Origin of the sequence: Devosia sp. Root413D1 (assembly GCF_001425235.1) — a bacterium.
Classification (GTDB): domain Bacteria; phylum Pseudomonadota; class Alphaproteobacteria; order Rhizobiales; family Devosiaceae; genus Devosia_A.
The window spans coordinates 25232-44311 of the sequence record NZ_LMEA01000010.1; the positions used below are offsets into that span (position 1 = coordinate 25232).

16 protein-coding genes and 1 tRNA gene are annotated in these 19080 nt (G+C 65.5%); 10 read left to right on the forward strand and 7 right to left on the reverse strand.

From position 1 onward, the window contains the following. Nucleotides 1–227: 227 nt before the first annotated feature. The gene (locus tag ASC89_RS14850; protein ID WP_055999089.1) at nt 228–1265 is read right to left on the reverse strand and encodes an aldo/keto reductase; all 1038 of its coding nucleotides are present in this window, start codon (nt 1263–1265) and stop codon (nt 228–230) included. Between the two features lie 133 nt (nt 1266–1398). Between ASC89_RS14850 and ASC89_RS14855 the strand changes: the two genes are divergently transcribed. The 3 genes from ASC89_RS14855 (at nt 1399) to ASC89_RS14865 (ending at nt 5069) form a co-directional block, all read left to right on the forward strand. Next, entirely contained in the window at nt 1399–2196 is a 798-nt protein-coding gene (locus tag ASC89_RS14855; protein WP_055999092.1) for a hypothetical protein, read from the forward strand. A gap of 142 nt (nt 2197–2338) precedes the next feature. Continuing rightward, nucleotides 2339–2415 (forward strand) — tRNA-Met (locus tag ASC89_RS14860). Nucleotides 2416–2807: 392 nt separating this feature from the next. Beyond that, complete coding sequence (locus ASC89_RS14865) at nt 2808–5069, forward strand: AI-2E family transporter (protein WP_055999094.1); 2262 nt, start codon at nt 2808–2810, stop codon at nt 5067–5069. A gap of 288 nt (nt 5070–5357) precedes the next feature. Here ASC89_RS14865 and ASC89_RS14870 read toward each other — a convergent pair whose 3' ends face one another. The 6 genes from ASC89_RS14870 to ASC89_RS14895 form a co-directional block, all read right to left on the reverse strand. Next, nucleotides 5358–5678, reverse strand: coding sequence for a hypothetical protein (locus tag ASC89_RS14870; protein WP_055999097.1), 321 nt, complete (start codon nt 5676–5678; stop codon nt 5358–5360). 121 nt (nt 5679–5799) lie between these two features. Then, nucleotides 5800–7488 carry a dihydroxyacetone kinase family protein gene (locus ASC89_RS14875; protein ID WP_055999100.1) on the reverse strand — a complete coding sequence of 563 codons (1689 nt, stop codon included), beginning with the start codon at nt 7486–7488 and terminating at the stop codon, nt 5800–5802. A gap of 91 nt (nt 7489–7579) precedes the next feature. Beyond that, a complete protein-coding gene (locus ASC89_RS14880) occupies nt 7580–7834 on the reverse strand; it encodes a hypothetical protein (protein ID WP_055999103.1) in 255 nt (84 codons plus the stop codon). A gap of 450 nt (nt 7835–8284) precedes the next feature. After that, complete coding sequence (locus ASC89_RS14885) at nt 8285–8491, reverse strand: cold-shock protein (RefSeq protein ID WP_055882622.1); 207 nt, start codon at nt 8489–8491, stop codon at nt 8285–8287. 200 nt (nt 8492–8691) lie between these two features. Further along, nucleotides 8692–9408: a GntR family transcriptional regulator gene (locus tag ASC89_RS14890; protein ID WP_082528280.1), complete on the reverse strand. Its 717-nt coding sequence runs from the start codon at nt 9406–9408 to the stop codon at nt 8692–8694. A gap of 37 nt (nt 9409–9445) precedes the next feature. Then, nucleotides 9446–10399: a dihydrodipicolinate synthase family protein gene (locus ASC89_RS14895; protein ID WP_055882624.1), complete on the reverse strand. Its 954-nt coding sequence runs from the start codon at nt 10397–10399 to the stop codon at nt 9446–9448. 148 nt (nt 10400–10547) lie between these two features. On the opposite strand from ASC89_RS14895, the gene ASC89_RS14900 reads away from it, so the two are divergent. From ASC89_RS14900 to arcA, 7 genes are all read left to right on the forward strand, one after another. After that, nucleotides 10548–11642, forward strand: coding sequence for an ABC transporter ATP-binding protein (locus ASC89_RS14900; RefSeq protein WP_055882629.1), 1095 nt, complete (start codon nt 10548–10550; stop codon nt 11640–11642). A gap of 73 nt (nt 11643–11715) precedes the next feature. Next, entirely contained in the window at nt 11716–12993 is a 1278-nt protein-coding gene (locus ASC89_RS14905; RefSeq protein ID WP_055999106.1) for an extracellular solute-binding protein, read from the forward strand. 13 nt (nt 12994–13006) lie between these two features. Next, nucleotides 13007–13909 carry a carbohydrate ABC transporter permease gene (locus tag ASC89_RS14910; RefSeq protein ID WP_055882635.1) on the forward strand — a complete coding sequence of 301 codons (903 nt, stop codon included), beginning with the start codon at nt 13007–13009 and terminating at the stop codon, nt 13907–13909. Beyond that, a complete protein-coding gene (locus tag ASC89_RS14915) occupies nt 13906–14829 on the forward strand; it encodes a carbohydrate ABC transporter permease (RefSeq protein ID WP_055999109.1) in 924 nt (307 codons plus the stop codon). Before ASC89_RS14910 ends, ASC89_RS14915 begins: the two co-directional genes overlap by 4 nt. A gap of 57 nt (nt 14830–14886) precedes the next feature. Further along, entirely contained in the window at nt 14887–15975 is a 1089-nt protein-coding gene (locus ASC89_RS14920; RefSeq protein ID WP_055999113.1) for a sialidase family protein, read from the forward strand. 441 nt (nt 15976–16416) lie between these two features. Further along, the gene (locus ASC89_RS14925) at nt 16417–17817 is read left to right on the forward strand and encodes a basic amino acid/polyamine antiporter (RefSeq protein ID WP_082533398.1); all 1401 of its coding nucleotides are present in this window, start codon (nt 16417–16419) and stop codon (nt 17815–17817) included. Nucleotides 17818–17836: 19 nt separating this feature from the next. Then, the gene (gene arcA, locus ASC89_RS14930) at nt 17837–19078 is read left to right on the forward strand and encodes an arginine deiminase (RefSeq protein WP_055999116.1); all 1242 of its coding nucleotides are present in this window, start codon (nt 17837–17839) and stop codon (nt 19076–19078) included. The last annotated feature ends 2 nt before the right edge of the window (nt 19079–19080 follow it).

The following is a 19080-nucleotide window of genomic DNA, read 5'->3' on the forward strand; positions in this document are numbered from 1 at the left end:
TGAGATGCCAAATCGGGAGTGCAAGGGGGAAGCGATTTGCGCGGGGTTCGGGAGCGGTGGAAAGGGAGGGGGGTCGACTGAGAGAGACGGCCCCCTCCCGGCCTCCCCCATGAAGGGGGAGGTGAAGAGTCGAGGCTCTGTCTTCGATCGTGCCACAAGCACCAGCGGGGCACCTCCCCCTTCATGGGGGAGGATGGGAGGGGGCCGTCTGCCAGCAGTCTGATCGCCTACAGCGTCCGCGCGTAGCGCATGAAAATCTGCTGGATCTCGTTCAGCACCGCCTCCGACAGCTCGACATCGGCTGCGCCGATATTGGTTTTGAGCTGTTCCATGGTCGTCGCGCCGATGATCACCGAGGTCATGAACGGCTTGGTGAGGCAGAAGGCGATGGCCATCTGGCAGACGTCGAGACCGTGCTTGTCGGCCAGCTCGATATAGGCCCGGATCGCCGGCTCGGTGTACTGGTTGTTGCGATAGGCGGAGCCGGCCACGGCGCCGCGCGTCCCCTCAGGCAGCACACCGCCAAGGTATTTGCCGGAGATGGCGCCTGCCGCCAGCGGCGAATAGGCCAGGAGCCCGACATCCTCATGGAAGGCCAGTTCGGCCAGATCCATGTCGTAGTAGCGGCGCAGGAAATTGTATTCGTTCTGAATGGTCTGCACCCGCGGCAGGCCGAGCTCCATGGAGAGCTTCAGATACTGCATGGTGCCCCAGGCGCTCTCATTGGAGAGGCCGAAATGGCGGATCTTGCCCTCCCGCACCAGCTCGCCCATCACCTGCAGCACTTCGAGCATGTTGGGCAACACGCTTTCCTTATGCTGCAGGTAGGGGTTGTAGTCCCACGAGCCCTCGAAATGGTAGTGCCCGCGGCGGGGCCAGTGGATCTGGTACAGATCGATGCGGTCGGTCTGCAGGCGCCTGAGGCTGCCTTCCACCGCTTCGCGCACGCTCGGCCCATCGATGCCGCGGCCGCCGCGCACCCATGGCCGCCCGCCGCCCGCGACCTTCGATGCCAACACAATGTCGTTACGCTTGCCGGTCTGCTTGAACCAGCTGCCGATGATTTCCTCGGTCTTGCCGTAGGTCGAGGCGTCGGGCGGCACGGCGTACATCTCGGCGGTATCGAAGAAGTTGATACCCTGCTCGACGGCATAATCCATCTGCTGATGGCCTTCGGCCTCGGTGTTCTGCTTGCCCCAGGTCATGGTGCCCAGGCAGATCTCGGACACCGGGATATCGGTGCGGCCAAGCGTCTTCATCTTCATGGAAATGCCCCTTCAGTTCGGCGCGCACCGTATGAGGCGAGGCTGGCCCAGACAATCCCCCGAAGGTCGGGCCGAGGTTGCGCGGGCGAGCCGGATCGGAGAGATTGTCCGCGCCATTTCAAGGATATCGCCGTTGCGCAAATTTCTGTTGCCGCTCGCCGTCTTCGCCTTCACCGTCGCGACAGTCGTGGCGGGGCCGGCCGTGGCACAGGACGAATCAGACCTGAGCCGGATCGGTCAGATGAACCTCAAGGAGCTGGCGGCACTGGTCGGCGCCGTGACCCAGTCGGTGGGGCGGGACACGCTGAAGCTGCAGCCCGCGGCGCAGCGCAGCGATTGCGCCGAACTGACCCGCGCCTCCAACTCGTTTGCACTCGGCTATCGGCTGCTCGCCGAGGCGCGGGGCTCGCTGCAGGGCAAGCCCGCCAAGGACATCGCGGCGCTGCAGACCCATATCGTCCAGTCGCGCGTCATCACCTTTGCGGCGCGGGTCAGAGCCGAGGAATGGTTCAGTCGGCTCTGCGCCAGCTTTGCGATGCCGGCCGACAAGGCGAACCAGCCGCGCTACGCCAAACCGGTGAAGCTGCAGACTGCAGAATTCACCCAGGCGGTGATCGAGGCACGCCAGGCGGCCGAGGCGAACCTGACGCTGGCCGTGGCGGCGGGGATCGGCAAGAGGTGTCCCGAGGTGATCTCGGCCATGCAGTCGATCCAGCTGTTCGTGCCCTATCTCGAAAAGCTCTCCAAGGATGTGGCCAAGCGCCCGGAGGCGCTCGGCCCGCGTGCCAGCCGCCGCGGGCTCGAAGTGGCGCGGGGCCAGCTGATCAATGCCGGCAACAAGCTTTATCGCGAGCTCGGCATCGGCTGCCGGGCCAAGCCGCCGGTCGAGGCGGAAGCCCCGGCAGAGGGGACTCCGGCCCCGGCGCAGTAAGGGGTTCGGGGCCTCAGGTCAAAAAACTGTCACGCAACGCGCTTTTTGCCTTGAGGTGGCGGAGATCACCCCCTATATACCCCCTGCGTCGGCGGCGATGGCCGCACACGAAGGCGCAAAAAGCCAAGGCTTTGATATCTGACGCGGGGTGGAGCAGCCCGGTAGCTCGTCAGGCTCATAACCTGAAGGTCACAGGTTCAAATCCTGTCCCCGCAACCAAAGCTTGGATTGCAAAAGCCCCGCGAAAGCGGGGTTTTTCGTTTTCCGGCCTGGCGGAGCAAGAGGCTCGACGGAAAACGGCTTGTGCGCCACCCGTGCTCCACTGCGCGCAGATCGGTTGGCCCGCATTGTTCGTCATCGATGCGGCTCATAGCTCAATCGCCGCGACCCCGCAGGCATTGATCAGGCTGGGGCCTCCGAGCTTCGAGCTTGCGCTTAAGCAACCGAAGTGACGTCAGGGAGTTCACAGCTTCGATCTGTTACGGACGATCCCTCCTTGTCCGCCTGAAATGGGTCTCCGCGGCCGATGGCCCGGCGCCGGGTGGCGCGCCGGCGTCGGTACGCCGTCGACCAGTTGATGAGAACAAGGCGGGCCACCGTCGGGAGTATCTATGGCGACACCGGACAATGCTCCGCTTCCCCACAAGGGCAGCCTGCCGCTCGAAACGGCGGCAGCTGCCGGCTTCGTTCTGACGCTGATTGTCGGGCTCTATCTGGGGCAGGGGATCTTTGTGCCCCTGGTGCTGGCGGTGCTGCTCGCCTTCGCCCTGTCGCCGGTGGTGGCGGGGCTGCGTCGCGTCGGATTACCCAACGTCGTCGCAACGCTTGTGGCGGTCCTCGGTGCCGGCGTGGTGCTCGCACTGGTTGGGTACCTCGTGGTGACCCAGTTGCTGAAGCTGGCGGGAGACCTGCCGCAGTATCAATCGACCATCGCCGCCAAGATCCGGTCTTTCCAGATGACCGCAGGCTCCGAGGACGTGTTCGAGCGCCTGGCGCAGGCGGCCGAGCGGCTGGGCGAACAGACTGGTCTCTCCGGCAACAAGCCCGGCACCGAGGGCAACCCCCTGCCGGTGACCATCGCCAATGTTCCGCCCTCGCCGCTGGCCTCGGTCCAAGGCCTGCTCGGCTCACTGCTCGGCCCGCTGGCGACCGGCGCGATCGTCACGGTCCTCGTCATCTTCCTGCTGCTCGAACGCGAGGACCTGCGCGATCGCTTCCTCAGGCTGGTCAGCCGCGGCGACCTCAGGACCAGCACCAAGGTGCTCAACGAGTCGGCGCAGCGGGTAAGCCGCTACCTGCTGGTGCAGTTCCTGGTGAACGCCGGCTACGGCGTGGTGTTCGGCGCCGGGCTGGTGCTGCTGGGGGTGCCCAACGCGGTGCTCTGGGGGCTGTTCGCCACGCTGTTTCGGTACATACCTTTCGTCGGCACGCTCATTGCTGTGACCATTCCGCTCACCCTGGCATTCGCGGTGGATCCGGGCTGGACCATGCTGGCCGGGGTGATCCTGCTCTACCTGGTGGTCGAACTGACGACGACCAATGCCATCGAGCCCCGCCTTTACGGCTCGAGCACCGGGCTTTCGGCCCTCGCGGTCCTCGTCGCCGCAATCTTCTGGGCGACGTTGTGGGGTCCGATCGGACTGCTGCTGGCGACGCCACTGACGGTCTGCCTCGTGGTGATCGGGCGCTATGTCCCCAACCTGGCTTTCCTCGAGATCCTGCTCGGCAGCGAGCCGGTGCTGACCGGCGAGCAGCGCTTCTACCAGCGGCTGTTGGCGCGTAACACCGAGGAAGCTATCGACATGGCGAGTTCCGAGGTGGCCGAGACTGATCTGCCTCAATTCATCGACAGCATAGCGCTGCCGGCGCTGCGACTCGCAGAAGCCGACCTGCAACTCGATGGGTCCGACATGGGGCCGCGCCGCGCCATCGTCGAGACGCTCAGCGACGTCATGGACGAACTGGCGCCCTCTGAGACCATGCAGAGCGAACTGCCGGGCGCCGGCAAAGTCCTCGTCATCGGTGGCAGGACCGAGCTCGATGCCGCGGCCGCCGAGATGCTCGGTGCGCTGCTGAAGCAGGCCGGGGTGGAGGTCAGCCAGTTGCCGCCAATGTCGGCCCGGCGCGAAGGGCTGGGGCAGATCGACCTGAGCGGCGTCAACGCCGTGTGCCTGTGCTATCTGGGCAGCAGCCCAAAGAGCTTCGTGCGCTACGCTGCGCGACGGCTGAAGGGGAGGAGCGCGGAGACCGCAATTCTTGCCTGCCTGTTCAACGTCGCCAGTTCCGACGCAGATTTCATGCCCGCCGACCTCGGGGTCGATGCTATCGCCCGGAGCATGAAGGGGGCCCTGGCACAGGCGCTCACCCTCCTGGGTGGGGCTGATGGCGCCGGCAGTGAGGCCGAGCCGCCGAGCGGTGTCGGACAGCTCGAGGCGTTGCGCCGGCTGCAGCGCGACACCCGCTATGGCGGCTGGCTCGACGACTTCCTGGCCAGGGTCGCCGCGACCTTCGAGGTTCCGCTCGCCACCGCCAGCATCATCGAGCGAGCCGACAGTTCCGCAGAGGAGCCGCCGCCGCCGGCAAATCTCGATGCCAGTTCGCTGTACGAGCAGGTTGGCAAGCAGGGCAGCCCGCTGGTGATAGAGGATGTTGCCGCCCACGAGCATTTTAGCGAGAACCCGTTCCTGCTCGAAAATGGCATTCGCTTTTATGCCGGCGTGCCGCTGTTGCCCGAGTCTGGACAGCCGGTCGGCACGCTGAGCATCTTCGACGTTGCGCCGCGCCAGTTCAGCGCCGCCCAGACCGAGAGCTTGCAGGCCCTCGCCGTCGAGCTGATGAGCAGGGTACAAACCTCGGCTCCTGCAGAACGCTGAGCCTGGACGAGAGCAGCGACGCGTCGGCCTCGACGGGCCGGCGGCAAGGCGCCGGTTCAGCGATCGCATTGCTTGGGCGACCAGCCGAAGTGGCAATCATACGAGAGCGGCAGCCGGCGAGTCCAAGGTTGAAGGGGATCCTTCGCCAGCCACCGCTCTCTTCGGAATCAACTCCTCTCCCGGGGACGGGTTCCCACCAGACAGCATGAAGCCCCGCACGACCTCGAGGGTGGCCGGGCTTTGCGCATGGGCGGAATGGAGCCCTCGGCCCCACCGCCAGGCCGCGGCTTACTTCACGAAGCCGGCCGTCTTGCAGGCGTCGAGTGTCAGCGTCGCCAGGTCGATCTTGGTGGTACCCTCGGCGGTTTCGGCCGGGGTATCGGGCTCATCGCTCGACTCGTCGTTGCTGGCGTCGGCCTTGGTCTCGTCGGTGTTGGTGGCGCCGTCCGCCTTGGCGGCTTCTGCCGCGAGATCATCACACTGCGCCTGGACCTTGGGCAGATCCTCGGCGGAAATCTCGACGCCGTTGATCGAGGTCTGCGCCAGGGCGCCCGATGCCAGCATGGCCAGCGAGAGGGCGGCGGCGGAAACGAGGCTGCGGATCATCATGATTTGTCTCCACTATTGTTTTCGTTGAGGCGTGCCGGGCCTGGCGACGAAACGTGGAGCAGCGGAAATGGTTTCCCCCCCGCGACCCGAACCGGTGGTCGCAGGGAAATGCGGTTCGGCCTCAGCCCGCGGCTTTCGCTGCGGCCTCCAGCCAGAGGGCGATAGCGACGGCGCCGGGGTCGGGGTGGCCGAGGGCGCGGTCGCCGATATAGCTGGAGCGGCCGCGGCGGGGGTGCATCGCGGCGGTGCGTTCGGCGCCGGAGCGGGCGGCCGCGGCAGCCAAGCTCAACTGCCCGGCGGTGGTGCCGGCAGTCATCGCTGCGGCGGCGGGGATGAGGGCGTCGAGCATGGTGCGGTCGCCGGCGTCGGCGCCCCCCAGCCGCTTGATGGCGTCGGCTCCGGCGGCGAAGGCACGGGCCAGCGTGGCGCTGTCGGCCCCGCCGTCTGCGACCGCCTGGGCGGCGGCGATGGCGAAGGCGGCGTAGAGCGGGCCGGAGGTGCCGCCGATGCTTTTGCGCAGGGCAAGGCCGATCTCGCGCAGCACCGCATCGAGCGGCCGGCCGGTCCAGGCGGGCGCCAGCTGCAGCAAGGCGTTGGCGCCGCTGGCCAGCGAGTGACCGATATCGCCGTCGCCGACGATACGGTCCATCTCGGTCAGTTCGGCTTCGGCGGCGATGATGGCGTGGCAGGCCGAGGTGAGCACAGCAACGAGCTCGGCCGGGGTGGCCGGGCCGGAACCGGCGGTGGGGTCGCTGCCGATGGCCGGAGCGGGCAGGGTGGTGAGCTCGGTAAGCGGCAGCCGGCCATGCGTGCCGGGCCAGGCCGGGGCGGTGGTGGGGGCATCGAGCGCTGCGAGGAGTGCGTCGTCGGTGTGGAGCAGGCTCAGCGAGATGCCGGTCATCTCGATGGCGGTGAGGAAGGTGCCGGCAAAGCCGCGATCGACGGTGATGCCGCGCGCCTGCAGCACCTGAAGCGCGTCGCGCGCCACGATGCTCATTTCCATCTGCGCGGTGCCGCCGAGATTGTTGACCAGCAGCGCAACGTGGTCGCCGCGCTCGAGGCCGCGATCGGCGAGGATGGTGTCGATGAGAGTCTCGACCACCTGGCGGGCCGGCTGCATAATGACGCGCTGTACCCCGGCTTCGCCGTGGATGCCGAGACCCAGCTCCATCTCGTCGTCGCCGAGCGAGAAGTTGGGTTTGCCGGCGGCGGGCACGGTGCAGGGGGAGAGTGCGACACCCATCGAGGCGACGGCACCGATGGCGGCAAGCGCCCGGGCTTTCACCTCGCTCAGCGACAGGCCGGCTTCGGCAGCGGCGCCGGCGACCTTGTGGACAAACACCGTGCCGGCGATGCCGCGGCGGCCGGCGGTGCGCTCGGCCTTGCCGAGCGCCGCATCGTCATCGACGATCACCAGCTCGACCGGGATGCCGTCGGCGCGGGCCATCTCGGCGGCGAGGCCGAAATTCAGCCGGTCGCCGGTGTAGTTCTTGACGATCACCAGGATGCCGGCCGGATTGGCGACGGCACGGAGCGCCGCGTAGACCGCGTCGGTCGAGGGGGAGGCAAAGACGTCGCCGCTGACCGCGGCGGTCAGCATGCCCTTGCCGACATAGCCGGCATGGGCCGGCTCATGACCGGCGCCACCGCCGGTGACGATCGCTACCTTTCCGCTGTTGCGGAAAGCCTCGAGGTCGGAGCGGACCAGGGTGTTCTCGCTGCCGAGCAGCGCCAGCCCGGGATGGAGCATCGCGAGGCCTTCGAGCGACTGACGGACGAGCGACGGAATGTCGTTGATGAGTTTCTTCATGGCCTCTCTCCCCTGACCCCACGTAGGGGTGCCGATTCATGCGGGCACAAGATGTCTGCACGAACTCAGCCAGGGAAGAAAGGCTTGAGGATCAGGCGGCGGCCGCCTGCTGACGCTGCAGCGGGTAGCCGTCGGCTTCGTAAAGGGCGCGGATAGCGGCGCCATCGAAGCGCCGTCCATCGACCTCGAGGAAGGTTCCGATCAGCCAGGCAGCTGGGCGGTCCTCGACGATATACTGGATGGCCTCGGCTGCCGTCTTGAAGCGGCGATACTGCTCGCGCGGCGACTTGGCGTAGCGGCGGCTGGGATAGAGTTCGGCGGAGGCGGTGTAGCTGAAGTTGTCCATGTCGGGTCCTTTCGGGCTGTTGAGCCGCGGGCGCGGCCGGTGGATTTGCGCTGCAGCGGATAGTCGCCGCTCTGGTAGAGGCGCTTGAGGGCGCTGCCGGCATAGACGCGGTCACCGACCCGGAGGCGGGCGCCGTGCAGACTGACGGGCGCAACTTCCTCGAAGGCGAAGCGCAAGGCGTGTGCCGCGACCCGGAAAGCCCGAGGGCCCTGGGCTGTGGCAGTTTGCCAGTCGCGACCGAGATAGAGCTCGGCGCGAGCCTGGTAGTTCAGATGTGTCATGTGTTCTCTTGTGGGCCCGTCATCGGAAGATGCGGGGCCTCTCGTTGAAACGCCTCGACCGCGAAGCGGGAGGCGTATGCCGGGCCTGTCCTGTTTAGTCGCGCTTCCGAACCGGAAAAGTCTGCAACTTTTCCTGGGAACGCTCTAGTTGACGGGCCCGGCAGATCGATCAGGCGAGCTGCAGGTTGGTCGCCGACAGCTTGCCGTCGCGGCCGCTCTGCAGGTCATAGGTGACCTGCTGGCCTTCGGCGAGGCCGGAGATGCCAGATGCTTCCAGCGCGGTGGCATGGACGAAAGCGTCCTTGCTGCCGTCGGCCGGGGAGATGAAGCCAAAGCCCTTGGTGGAGTTGTAGAATTTCACGGTGCCATTGATCATGACGGTACTTTCGATTGTGAGGGGACGCCCAGTGGCGAACGCACTCGTTCCTCCGGCGCAACACGCGGCGGAGGTCTAGACGTTCGCAATTCAGGGGAACCAAACAACCGGCAAGCCGGCAGATCAGAAGCCAAAGATGGCCGTAACGTATGGAAGGTATATAGGCATGAAATGCGCCGATAACAAGGTGGGCTTCAGAACTAGAAGGTAACCGCGCGCAGCCGGGCGTTGTGGATATGGGTTTCCATCGCCAGTTCTGCCTTGGCGCGGTCGCGTTTCAGCAGTGCGTCGATAATGTCGAGGTGATCGGCCAGCGCCGGGGCGAGCACCACCGGGTTCAGCCGGATGCGGTCGAGCTGGATCATGCGGACGCGGATGGCGTTGATCGAATAGGCCTGGATCAGCACCTCGTTGCCGGTGGCGCCGATGAGGAAATCGTGGAAATCGGAATCGATCTTCTGCGCCTCATCGAGCAGCGCGCCGCTGATGCCACCGCTGCTGGCGCGTTCGAGGATCGAGGCGTGCAGCGCCCGCTGCTGCTGCAGCGCCGCGTCGCTCACATGCTCGATGGCGTAGATGGTCGCCTCGCGCTCATAGGCGAGGCGCATCTGGTAGGATTCGCGGATCATCCTCAGATCGACGGTGGTGATCTGGATGCCGCGCTGCGGCAGCACGGCAAGCAGGCTTTCCGCCTCGAGCCGCGGCAGCAGCTCGCGCAGGGCGCCGAGCGAAATGCCGAGCTTCGACACCAAATCGCGCTGCGACAGGTTCTGGCCGGGCTGAATCTGGCCGGCCAGCAGCAGGCGTTGGAAGCGCTGGTAAGCCGTCTGCCGGTTCAGCGTGTTGTCGGCGCCGGCCGTGCTCCGCTGGCGACGCACCGCGCGTCGGGTCGGGGCCGTCAGGACCTTGGTCGACATACGCGTTTCCCTCCTTCGCGCTCGCCTGAGCGTTAACTCAATCCTGTTCGCCTGGGAATTGGAATTGGCTCTGCCGGAAACTCTGGAGCAGCGCGGTGACGCCGGCCGGCGAGAGCGGCAATAACGGCTCAAGGGGCCGCATCCAGGCAGCGTCGCCGCTGATCCGCGCCTTCACCGCTTTCAGCGCGATGATGCCGCCATGGTCGTCGACGGCGACGATGCGTTTCGCGGCGCGGTCGCGCAGACCCTGGGCTGCCGGGCCGTTGGGGTCGGCGAAGAACTGGCAGAGCTCGATGGCATTGACGTTGGGTAGGCCGCCGATCATCCCGGCGCCTCCGGCAGCCAGCAGGTCGGGCAGCACGCGGTCGTCACCGGTGAAGATCCTGAGGTTCGGGAAGGTCCTGGCCAGCATCAGCGTATGGGTGCGGTCGCCGGTCGAATCCTTGATGCCGACGATGCGCTTGCCATGCCGGGCAATGAGGCGCTCGACCAGCTCGACGCCGTAGCCGACCTTGGTCATGGCGGGGATATGGTAGAGCACCACATCGAGGGGGAAGCTGCCGCCGAAGCGGTTGGCAGCAGCCTCGAAGAAGGCGGCGATGCCGTCCTGGCTGGTCGCGCCATAATAGAAGGGTGGGGCGATCAGCACGGCGCGGCAGCCGAGATCGGCGGCAGCGGCGATGGTCGCCACGGCATCATCGAGCGCGGCGCTCATCGAGGCCGGGATCAGCCGGTCCATCGCTACGCCCGCCTGCTGTAGTGCGGCCAGCGCCGCCCGCTTTTCCCGCACCGAGAACGAAGCCCCCTCACCGGTCGAACCGAAGGGCGAAACGTAGCTGCAGCCGGCGGCGAACAGCCAGTCGATATGCGACTTCAGTCGCACAATGTCGATGCTTCCGGTGTCTGTGACAGGGGTCAGGGAGGCGGCGACAATGCCGCCGAGAGCCTTGGAATTGCTGGCTTCAGAGGCGGCTGCAAGTTCTTGTGTCACTGATACAATCACCAGATGGAGTAGTTGTTCAATCTATGTGTTTACACGAGCCGGATTCTGTTGCAAGGTCAATCCATCGGCGAGGGGATCTGACGGCGCGCAAACGCCGCCATCACGCTGGTAGGACGTGCATGCTGGGAGGGCGCCGTTGGCCGAACTGCAACTTCAGAATGTCTCGAAGACCTACGGGACGTTCGAGGCGGTAAAGGATGTGTCGCTGGCCATCGAGGATGGCGAGTTCGCGGTGTTTGTCGGCCCGTCGGGTTGCGGCAAGTCGACGTTGTTGCGGCTGATTGCCGGGCTCGATCCGGTCAGCGCCGGCACGGTGGCGATCGGCGACAAGGACATGACCGCGCGGCAGGCGGGCGAACGGCCGGTGGCCATGGTGTTCCAGTCCTATGCGCTCTACCCGCATATGAGCGTGTTCGAAAACATCGCCTTTCCGCTGCAGATGGAGAAGCGCTCGAAGGCCGATATCCGCGAACAGGTGGCCAAGGCCGCTGCGACGGTACAGCTGACGACGCGGTTGCAGGACAAGCCGAACAAGCTCTCGGGCGGGCAGCGGCAGCGCGTGGCGATCGCCCGGGCCATTGTGCGGAAGCCCGAGATATTCCTGATGGACGAGCCGCTGTCTAACCTCGACGCGGCCTTGCGCATGGAGATGCGCTCCGAGCTGACCCAGCTGCATAAGCGGCTCGGCTCGACCATGGTCTATGTGACGCACGACCAGCTTGAAGCCATGACCATGGCCGACCGCATCGTGGTGCTGAATGCCGGCAAGGTCGAGCAGGTCGGCAAGCCGATGGATCTCTATCACCGGCCGGCGAACCTGTTCGTCGCCGGCTTCATCGGCAGCCCACCGATGAACTTTCTTTCCGCCAAGGTGGTCGGCCTCGAGGGCGGCAACGTGCTGCTCGAGGTGCCCGAGGTCGGGCGGCTGGCGTTGCCGGGCGATGCTTCCGGCTTCACCGTCGGCGGCGACGCGACCATCGGCATCCGGCCCGAGGCGATCACCACAACCGCGCCAGGTGAGCCGGCGCTGACCCTCAGCATCGCCCCGCGCACCGTCGAGCGGCTGGGGCTCCACACCATCGTTTATGGCGAGCAGGGCGGCCGGACGCTGACCGCCTTGTTCAACGGCGATCCGGCGATTGCTGCCGATGCGCCGCTCGGCGTCCACGTGCCGCTGAAGCAGATCCACCTCTTCGATGCCGCGGGCCAGGCTCGCGGACACCGCGACTGACGCGTTTTCATCGCCCGCGACCTGGGGGAGGAGGACCATGCCTCCGGTCGCGCGCTCACAAGGGAGTAACGAGATGACCTTCAAATCCAACCGCCGGCAGTTCCTCTTCGGCGCCGCCGCCAGCAGCCTTGCCATCACCGCCGCCGGCGGTATCGGCCGGGCCTTCGCCCAGGACCAGCAACTGGTGTTCTGGTCGCAGCTCGCCGGCAGCAAGAAGGCGGCGGGCGAAGCGCTCGAAGCGGCGTTCAAGACGGCGCATCCGGGGATCGCGCTCAACTCGAGCCTGTTCGCCGAGCCGAGCCAGCTCAACGAAAAGATCCTCACCGCCATCAACGGCAATACCGCGCCGGACCTGTTCATCCAGCACTGGGATTACACCCTGACCTATTCGACCGGCGACAAGCTGGCCGACCTCAAGGCCGGGCTCGCCAATGTCGATTTCGCCGGGCTCGATGCCTCGCTCCTCGCCTATGGCAATATCGGTGGCCAGCAGGTCTCGGTGCCGCTCTACGGCACGTCGCGCGGCCTCGGCATCAACCGCAAATACGTCACCGAAGCCGGGCTCGATGCCGACAAAGGCCCGCAGGATTGGGCCGAGCTGCGCGAGTGGGCCAAGGCGCTCACCAAGCGGCAGGACAATGGCCTGCTCGAAGTGGCCGGCCTCAGCATGTTCCACAACGATCTCGAGACCTGGGAGATCTTCACCCTGCTGCTGCAGGGCGCCGGCGGCACGCTGTTCAACGACGACCTGACGGCGCCGGCCTTTGGCGGTCCCGAAGGCCTTGCGGCGATCAACTTCATGTTCGAGCTCTTACATACCGACAAGGTCACCGATCTCGGCTTCGGCCTCGGGCCAGGCGGTTCGGCGAGCCCGATCAACCAGGGTCGCGCCGCGATGATCATCGCCGGCAACTACTCGACCAACAACGCGCTGAAGGCGGGCATCGAGTTCGACGTGCTGCCGATCCCGATGGAGAAGGGCGGCTTCACCTCGCTGGTCGACCCGTTCAGCTTCGCCGTGACCAAGGCGTCGCCGAACCAGGCGGCAGCGGTGAGCTTCGTCGAGTTCGCGCTGTCGCAGGAGCAGCAGGTGGCGTTCGCTCTGGCCTCGAAGAACGTGCCGGTGCTGAAGGCGGCACAGCAGGATCCGACGGTGCAGGCCGATCCGTTCCTTTCGAAGTTCATCAAGACCGCCAGCTTCGCGCCGCCCAAGGCCGCGGCCATCCCGGCCTTCTCGCGCATGGTGACGATCATCGCCCGCGCCGTGCAGGAGACGCTGTTCAAGCGCGTCACCGCCGAGGAAGCGCTGAAGGCCGCCGAGGCCGAGGTCATCGCGGTTCTCGGCCGCTAAGGAAGGCGACGACATGGCGCTGCAATCGAGCACAGCTCTGGCCCGACGGCCACAAAGCTTCACGCAGAACTGGAGCGCCTACGCCTTCCTGACGCCTGCCCTGATCATCCTGTTCCTGTCGCTGCTGCTTCCGGCAGCAGCGACAGTGGTGATGAGCCTCACCGACATCTCGTTCCTCAGGCCAACCAACTTCGTCTGGTTCGACAACTATATCAAACTGGTGTCGGACAGCCGGTTTCGGCAGGCGGTGGGCAACACCGCCTATTACACTGTCGGCGTGACCCTTCCGACCATGGCGCTGGGGCTGCTGGCAGCGGTGGCGCTCAACGGCAAGCTGCGCGGCCGCATCGTCTTTCGCACCATCTTCTACCTGCCGGTGCTGACCTCGCTGATCGCCGCGGCGGTGGTGTGGATGTATGTCTACGAGCCCTATTCGGGCCCGATCAACGGCACCCTGACGCAGCTCGGCCTGCCGCCGCAGCCGTGGCTGCAGAGCCCCAACCTCGCAATGACCTCGCTGATCGTCATGGCGATCTGGCGCGATTTCGGCACCGCGATGATCATCTACCTGGCCGGGCTGCAGGATATCCCCAAGGACATCTACGAGGCAGCGCGGCTCGATGGCGCCAAGACCAAGGACATCTTCTTCCGCATCACCGTGCCGATGCTCAGCAACGTCACCTTCTACCTGATGATCATCCTGATCGTGCAGACCTTCCAGGTGTTCGGCGCGATCTACGTGATGACCAATGGCGGGCCGCTCGGTTCCACCGAAACCATTGTGTTCCAGATGTACCAGACCGCCTTCGGCTATACCGAGTTCGGCTATGCGGCGGCGATGTCGACCGTGCTGTTCCTCGCCATCCTCCTGTTCTCGATCATCGGCACCAAGCTCATGCGCCGGGGTGAATCATGAGCGACATCGCGCAAACCGCTGCTCCGGCAGTCCCGACCGTGTCGTTCCAGCAGCGCTGGTGGCCGGTGGCCGAGCGGGCGATCGGCTACGGGCTGCTGATCTTCGCGGCGCTGGCGACGATCACCCCGTTCCTGTGGATGGTGTCGACCTCGTTCAAGACCGACGCCGAGACCTTCCAGTTTCCGCCCAACTTCATCCCCAACAGCCTCGTCTGGCAGAACTATATCGACGCCATCGCCGGGCCCGATACCGGGCGGCAGCTGATCAACAGCCTGGTGTTCGCGCTCGGCTCGACTGCCTCGAACATGGTGTTCTGCGCGCTGGCCGGCTACGCGCTGGCGCGGATGCAGTTCAAGGGCAAGAACCTGATCTTCGCGCTGGTGGTTGGCCTCTTGATGGTGCCGGCGCAGAGCCAGATCGTGCCGGTCTTCCTGATCGTGCAGCGCATCCCGTTCGCCGGCGGCAATGACTGGCTGGGCAATGGCGGCACCGGGCTGCTCAACACCTATTGGGGGATGATCCTCCCCACCGCGGCGACGCCGTTCGGCATCTTCATGATGCGGCAGTTCTTCTCGCGCATCCCGATCGAGTATGAGGAATCGGCGCGGCTCGACGGCGCCAAGACCTTCACCATCTTCTGGCGCATCCTGCTGCCGCTGGCGCGGCCGGCGATGGCAGTGCTGGGGGTGCTGAGCTTCCAGAGCGCCTGGAACGATTTCATCTGGCCGCTGATCCTCACCTCGCAACGCGAGATGGCGACGCTGCAGATCGGGCTGCAGCTCTTACAGAGCGGACCCGATGCACGCTGGAACGTGGTGATGGCGATGGCGACGCTGATCACCCTGCCGGTGATCGTCGTGTTCCTGTTCGCGCAGCGCTACGTCATCGACGGCGCGGTCACCAGCGGCGTCAAGGGCTGACGCCTCCCAGTTCGATTATTGCCACCCGGCCCTCGCGGGCCCGACGGAGATTTGACCATGACGCAGCACCTCGAAATCTACCGCAAGGAGGGCGAGTTCGTTGCCTGGCCGGCCAATTACGGCATGTGGATCTGGGGCGACGAAGTCGTGGTGGTGTTTTCGCAAGGGTTTCGAGGGGAACAGGAGAGCCTGCACGCCCGCGACAAGACGCGGCCGTTCATCGGCCGGCAGGCGCGCAGCTTCGATGGCGGGTTGAGCTGGAGCGACGAGTTGTTCACCGGCACCATCCCCGGCGGTACGTCGCTGTCGGGCGACGAGCACGTCGTCGAGGCGCTGCAGAGCCAGCCCAATATCGTGGTCGAACGCGATATCCCGGTGCTCGACCAGCCGATCGATTTCACCGACCCCGAGACCATCGTGATGTGCGCCCGCACCGGGCTCGATGCCGGTTCGATCAGCTGGTTCTACGTCAGCCGCGACCGGGCGAGGAGCTGGCAAGGCCCGTACCGGCTCGGCGATTTCGGCCTGCCCGGGGTTTCGGCGCGCACCGACATCGTGCCGCTCGGCCAGCACGACGCGCTGTTCCTCCTCACCGCGGTGAAAGCCAATGGCGACGAGGGGCGGATCTTTGCGGCGCGGACCCGCGATGGCGGCCGGAGCTTTACGTTCGAGAGCTTTGTCGGCGACGAGCCGGAGGGCTTTGCCATCATGCCGGCGTCGCTGCTTCTGCCCGGTGGCGACATTCTCACCTTCGTCCGTTGCGCGGCGCCGCGCGGACCGGAGCGGGGAGCCTGGATCGACCTCTATCGCTCGAGCGACGCGGGCAAGAGCTGGCGGCAGGTCGGCACGCCCGTGCCGCAGGTCGGCCATAACAGCAATCCGCCCACCATCAACCGGCTGGCCGATGGACGGCTGGTGCTGGTCTATGGCTATCGCGACGCGCCCTATGGCATGCGCGCCAGGGTCAGCAGCGATGAGGGCGCGACCTGGAGTGACGATATCGTCTTGCGCGACGACGGCGGCGTGGCCGACCTCGGCTACCCGCGCACTGTGGTGCGGGCCGATGGCAAGCTCTTGACCGCGTACTATTACAACTATGGCGCCGACACCGATCGGTTCATCGGGGCGACGCTGTTTTCGGTGTAGCGACAGCTTCGCCGGTCCGTTCCAACGACCATCGAGTACGCTGCACACCCCACCCCATCCCGGCCATTCGAGCATAGCTCTCATGGCCTTCTCCCCTAAAATCGCTCCACTGGAGCGATTTTGCCTTCGGCCGGCTCGAAGCCCGTCAAGGGGAGGATGTCCGCCGGTGGTTGTGGTGAGACCCAGCCAAACACTCGATGCCCACCTCCCCCTAGACGGGGGAGGCAAGCGAAGCTTGGGAGCGTAGCGACCTAGCGTAGCTCGGAGGGGGTGTGCGGGCGGTCGGATGCAACCCCCAAGCACAATAATGACATCCGCCTGTCATTGTAATAAACTGCAATAATAAATGTTCATTCGCGCCGCACGAAGCGGCATCTAAGCTTTTGTATGAGCAGTATATGTACGAAATCGTACAGTGATACTTGAGATCTGGAGGCTTTCGTGGCGACGAAAGACGGGAAGCTCTCACTTAATGCGCTGATTGCCATGGTCGTGGGATCAATGGTGGGCGCCGGGATATTCAATCTTCCCGGCCGCTTCGGCGCGGCCACCGGGCCGTTTGGCGCCATCATCGCTTGGGCCATAGCCGGCACCGGCATGTACATGCTGGCGCGGGTGTTCCAGACGCTGGCGGCGAAGCGGCCGGACATCGATTCCGGCGTATTCGCTTACGCCAAGGCCGGCTTCGGCGACTATATGGGGTTCCTCTCGGCCTTCGGTTACTGGCTCGGCAGCTGCCTCGGCAACGTCTTCTACTGGGTGCTGATGATCTTCGGCGACGGCAGCTCGGTCATCGCCATCATCGTGTCGCTCTGCGGCATCTGGGCCTTCCACTTCCTGATCCTGCGCGGCGTGCAGCAGGCCGCCTTCATCAACACCATCGTCACCATCGCCAAGCTGGTGCCGCTGTTCGTGGCGCTGCTGATCATGATCTTCGTGTTCAACTACCAGCAGTTCGCCGAGAACTTCTTCGGCGGGGTCGGCATGCCGGAGAAATCGCTGGTCAACCAGGTGCGCGACACCATGCTCATCACGGTGTTCGTGTTTCTCGGCATCGAGGGCGCCAGCGTCTATTCGCGCTTCGCCAAGAAGCGCGCCGATGTCGGCACCGCGACGATCCTCGGCTTTCTCGGCGTCACCGGGCTGATGGTGGCGATTACGCTGCTGCCCTATGCCGCCATGCCGCAAGCGACGATGGCCGGACTGCAGCAGCCGTCGCTGGCCGGGGTGCTGGAAGAGATCGTCGGGCATTGGGGCGCGGTGTTCATTTCGATCGGCGTGCTGATCTCGGTGCTCGGCGCCTACCTCGCCTGGTCGCTGATCTGCGCCGAGGTGCTGTTCGCCGCAGCGAAGTCGAAAGACATGCCCAGGCTGTTCGCCGCCGAGAACGCCAACGGCGTTCCTGCCAACGCCCTGTGGCTGACCAATATCGTCGTCTCGCTGTTCGTCATCTCGACCTATTTCTCGCAGGACGCCTTCAACTTCATGCTCGATATGACCAGCGTCACGGCGCTGCTGCCCTACCTGCTGGTGGCGGGGTATGGGGTGCTGATCGCACAGCGCGGCGAGGGGTATGAGGCGACGCCTGGCGAGCGCACCGGCGACCTGATCGTTGCCGCCATCGCGGCGCTCTATACCCTCGTGATGTTCGTCGCGGCGGGGCTGCAATATGTGCTGCTGCTCGCCGTGCTGCTGGTGCCGGGCACCATCCTCTACTTCTGGGCTCGCCGCGAGCAAAAGCTCCGCCTGTTCAGCCCCGCCGAGCTCATCGTCTTCGCCGTCGCCCTCGTCGCCGGTCTTGCCGGCGCGTGGGGGCTGATCAGCGGCGCCATCGTCCCATGATCCCCTGGAGATCCATGCCATGAGCACGGCAACTGCGTTCGGAGTGCACTCGGAAGTTGGCCAGTTGCGCAAAGTGCTGGTGTGCGCGCCGGGGCGGGCGCACCAGCGGCTCACCCCCTCGAACTGCGACGACCTGCTGTTCGACGATGTGATGTGGGTCGATGTGGCCAAGCGCGACCATTTCGATTTCATGCAGAAGCTCAGGGATCGCGGCGTCGACGTGGTCGAGATGCACAGCGCACTGGCGGAGACTGTCGCCGTACCCGAGGCCAAGAAGTGGATCCTCGACAACCAGGTGGTCGCCAACCAGGTCGGCCCCGACCTCGTCGACGACGTCCGCTCCTATCTCGAGGGCCTCGACAACCGGCAATTGGCGGAAACGCTGATCGGCGGGCTTTCCACCTACGAGTTTCCCGATAGCCATGGCGCCGGGCTGATGGAGCTGGTCCGCGATGCGGCGGGGGTCAACGAGTACCTGCTGCCGCCGCTGCCCAATACGCTCTATACCCGCGACACCACCTGCTGGATTTATGGCGGTGTAACGCTCAACCCGCTGTACTGGCCGGCGCGGCACGAGGAGACCATCCTCACCACCTCGATCTACAAGTTCCACCCGGACTTCGCCGGCAAGGTGAATGTCTGGTGGGGCGATCCGACCAGGGACTGGGGCATGGCAACGCTCGAGGGCGGCGACGTGATGCCGATCGGCAAGGGTAATGTGCTGATCGGGATGAGCGAGCGCACCTCGCGCCAGGGCATCGCGCAACTGGCGCAGTCGCTGTTCGAGCAGGGCGCCGTGGAGCGCGTCATCATCGCCGCGATGCCGAAACTGCGCGCCGCGATGCATCTCGACACGGTGTTCACCTTCGCCGATCGCGACTGCGTGCTGCTCTACCCCGATATCGTCAACAAGATCGAATGCTTCTCCTACCGTCCGGACGGTAAGGGCGGCATCGTGCTCAGCAAGGACAAGGGGCTGGTGGAGACGGTTACCGAGGCGCTGGGCTTGAAGCAGCTGCGCGTCGTCGAGACCGGCGGCAACGCCTATATGCGCGAGCGCACGCAGTGGGATTCAGGCGCTAACCTCGTCTGCGTGTCACCCGGCGTGGTCTTCGCCTATGACCGCAACACCTACACCAACACGCTGCTGCGCCGCGAAGGCATCGAGGTGATCACCATCTCGGGGTCCGAGCTCGGCCGCGGGCGCGGCGGCGGGCACTGCATGACCTGCCCGATCAGCCGCGACGCGGTGGATTATTAGCG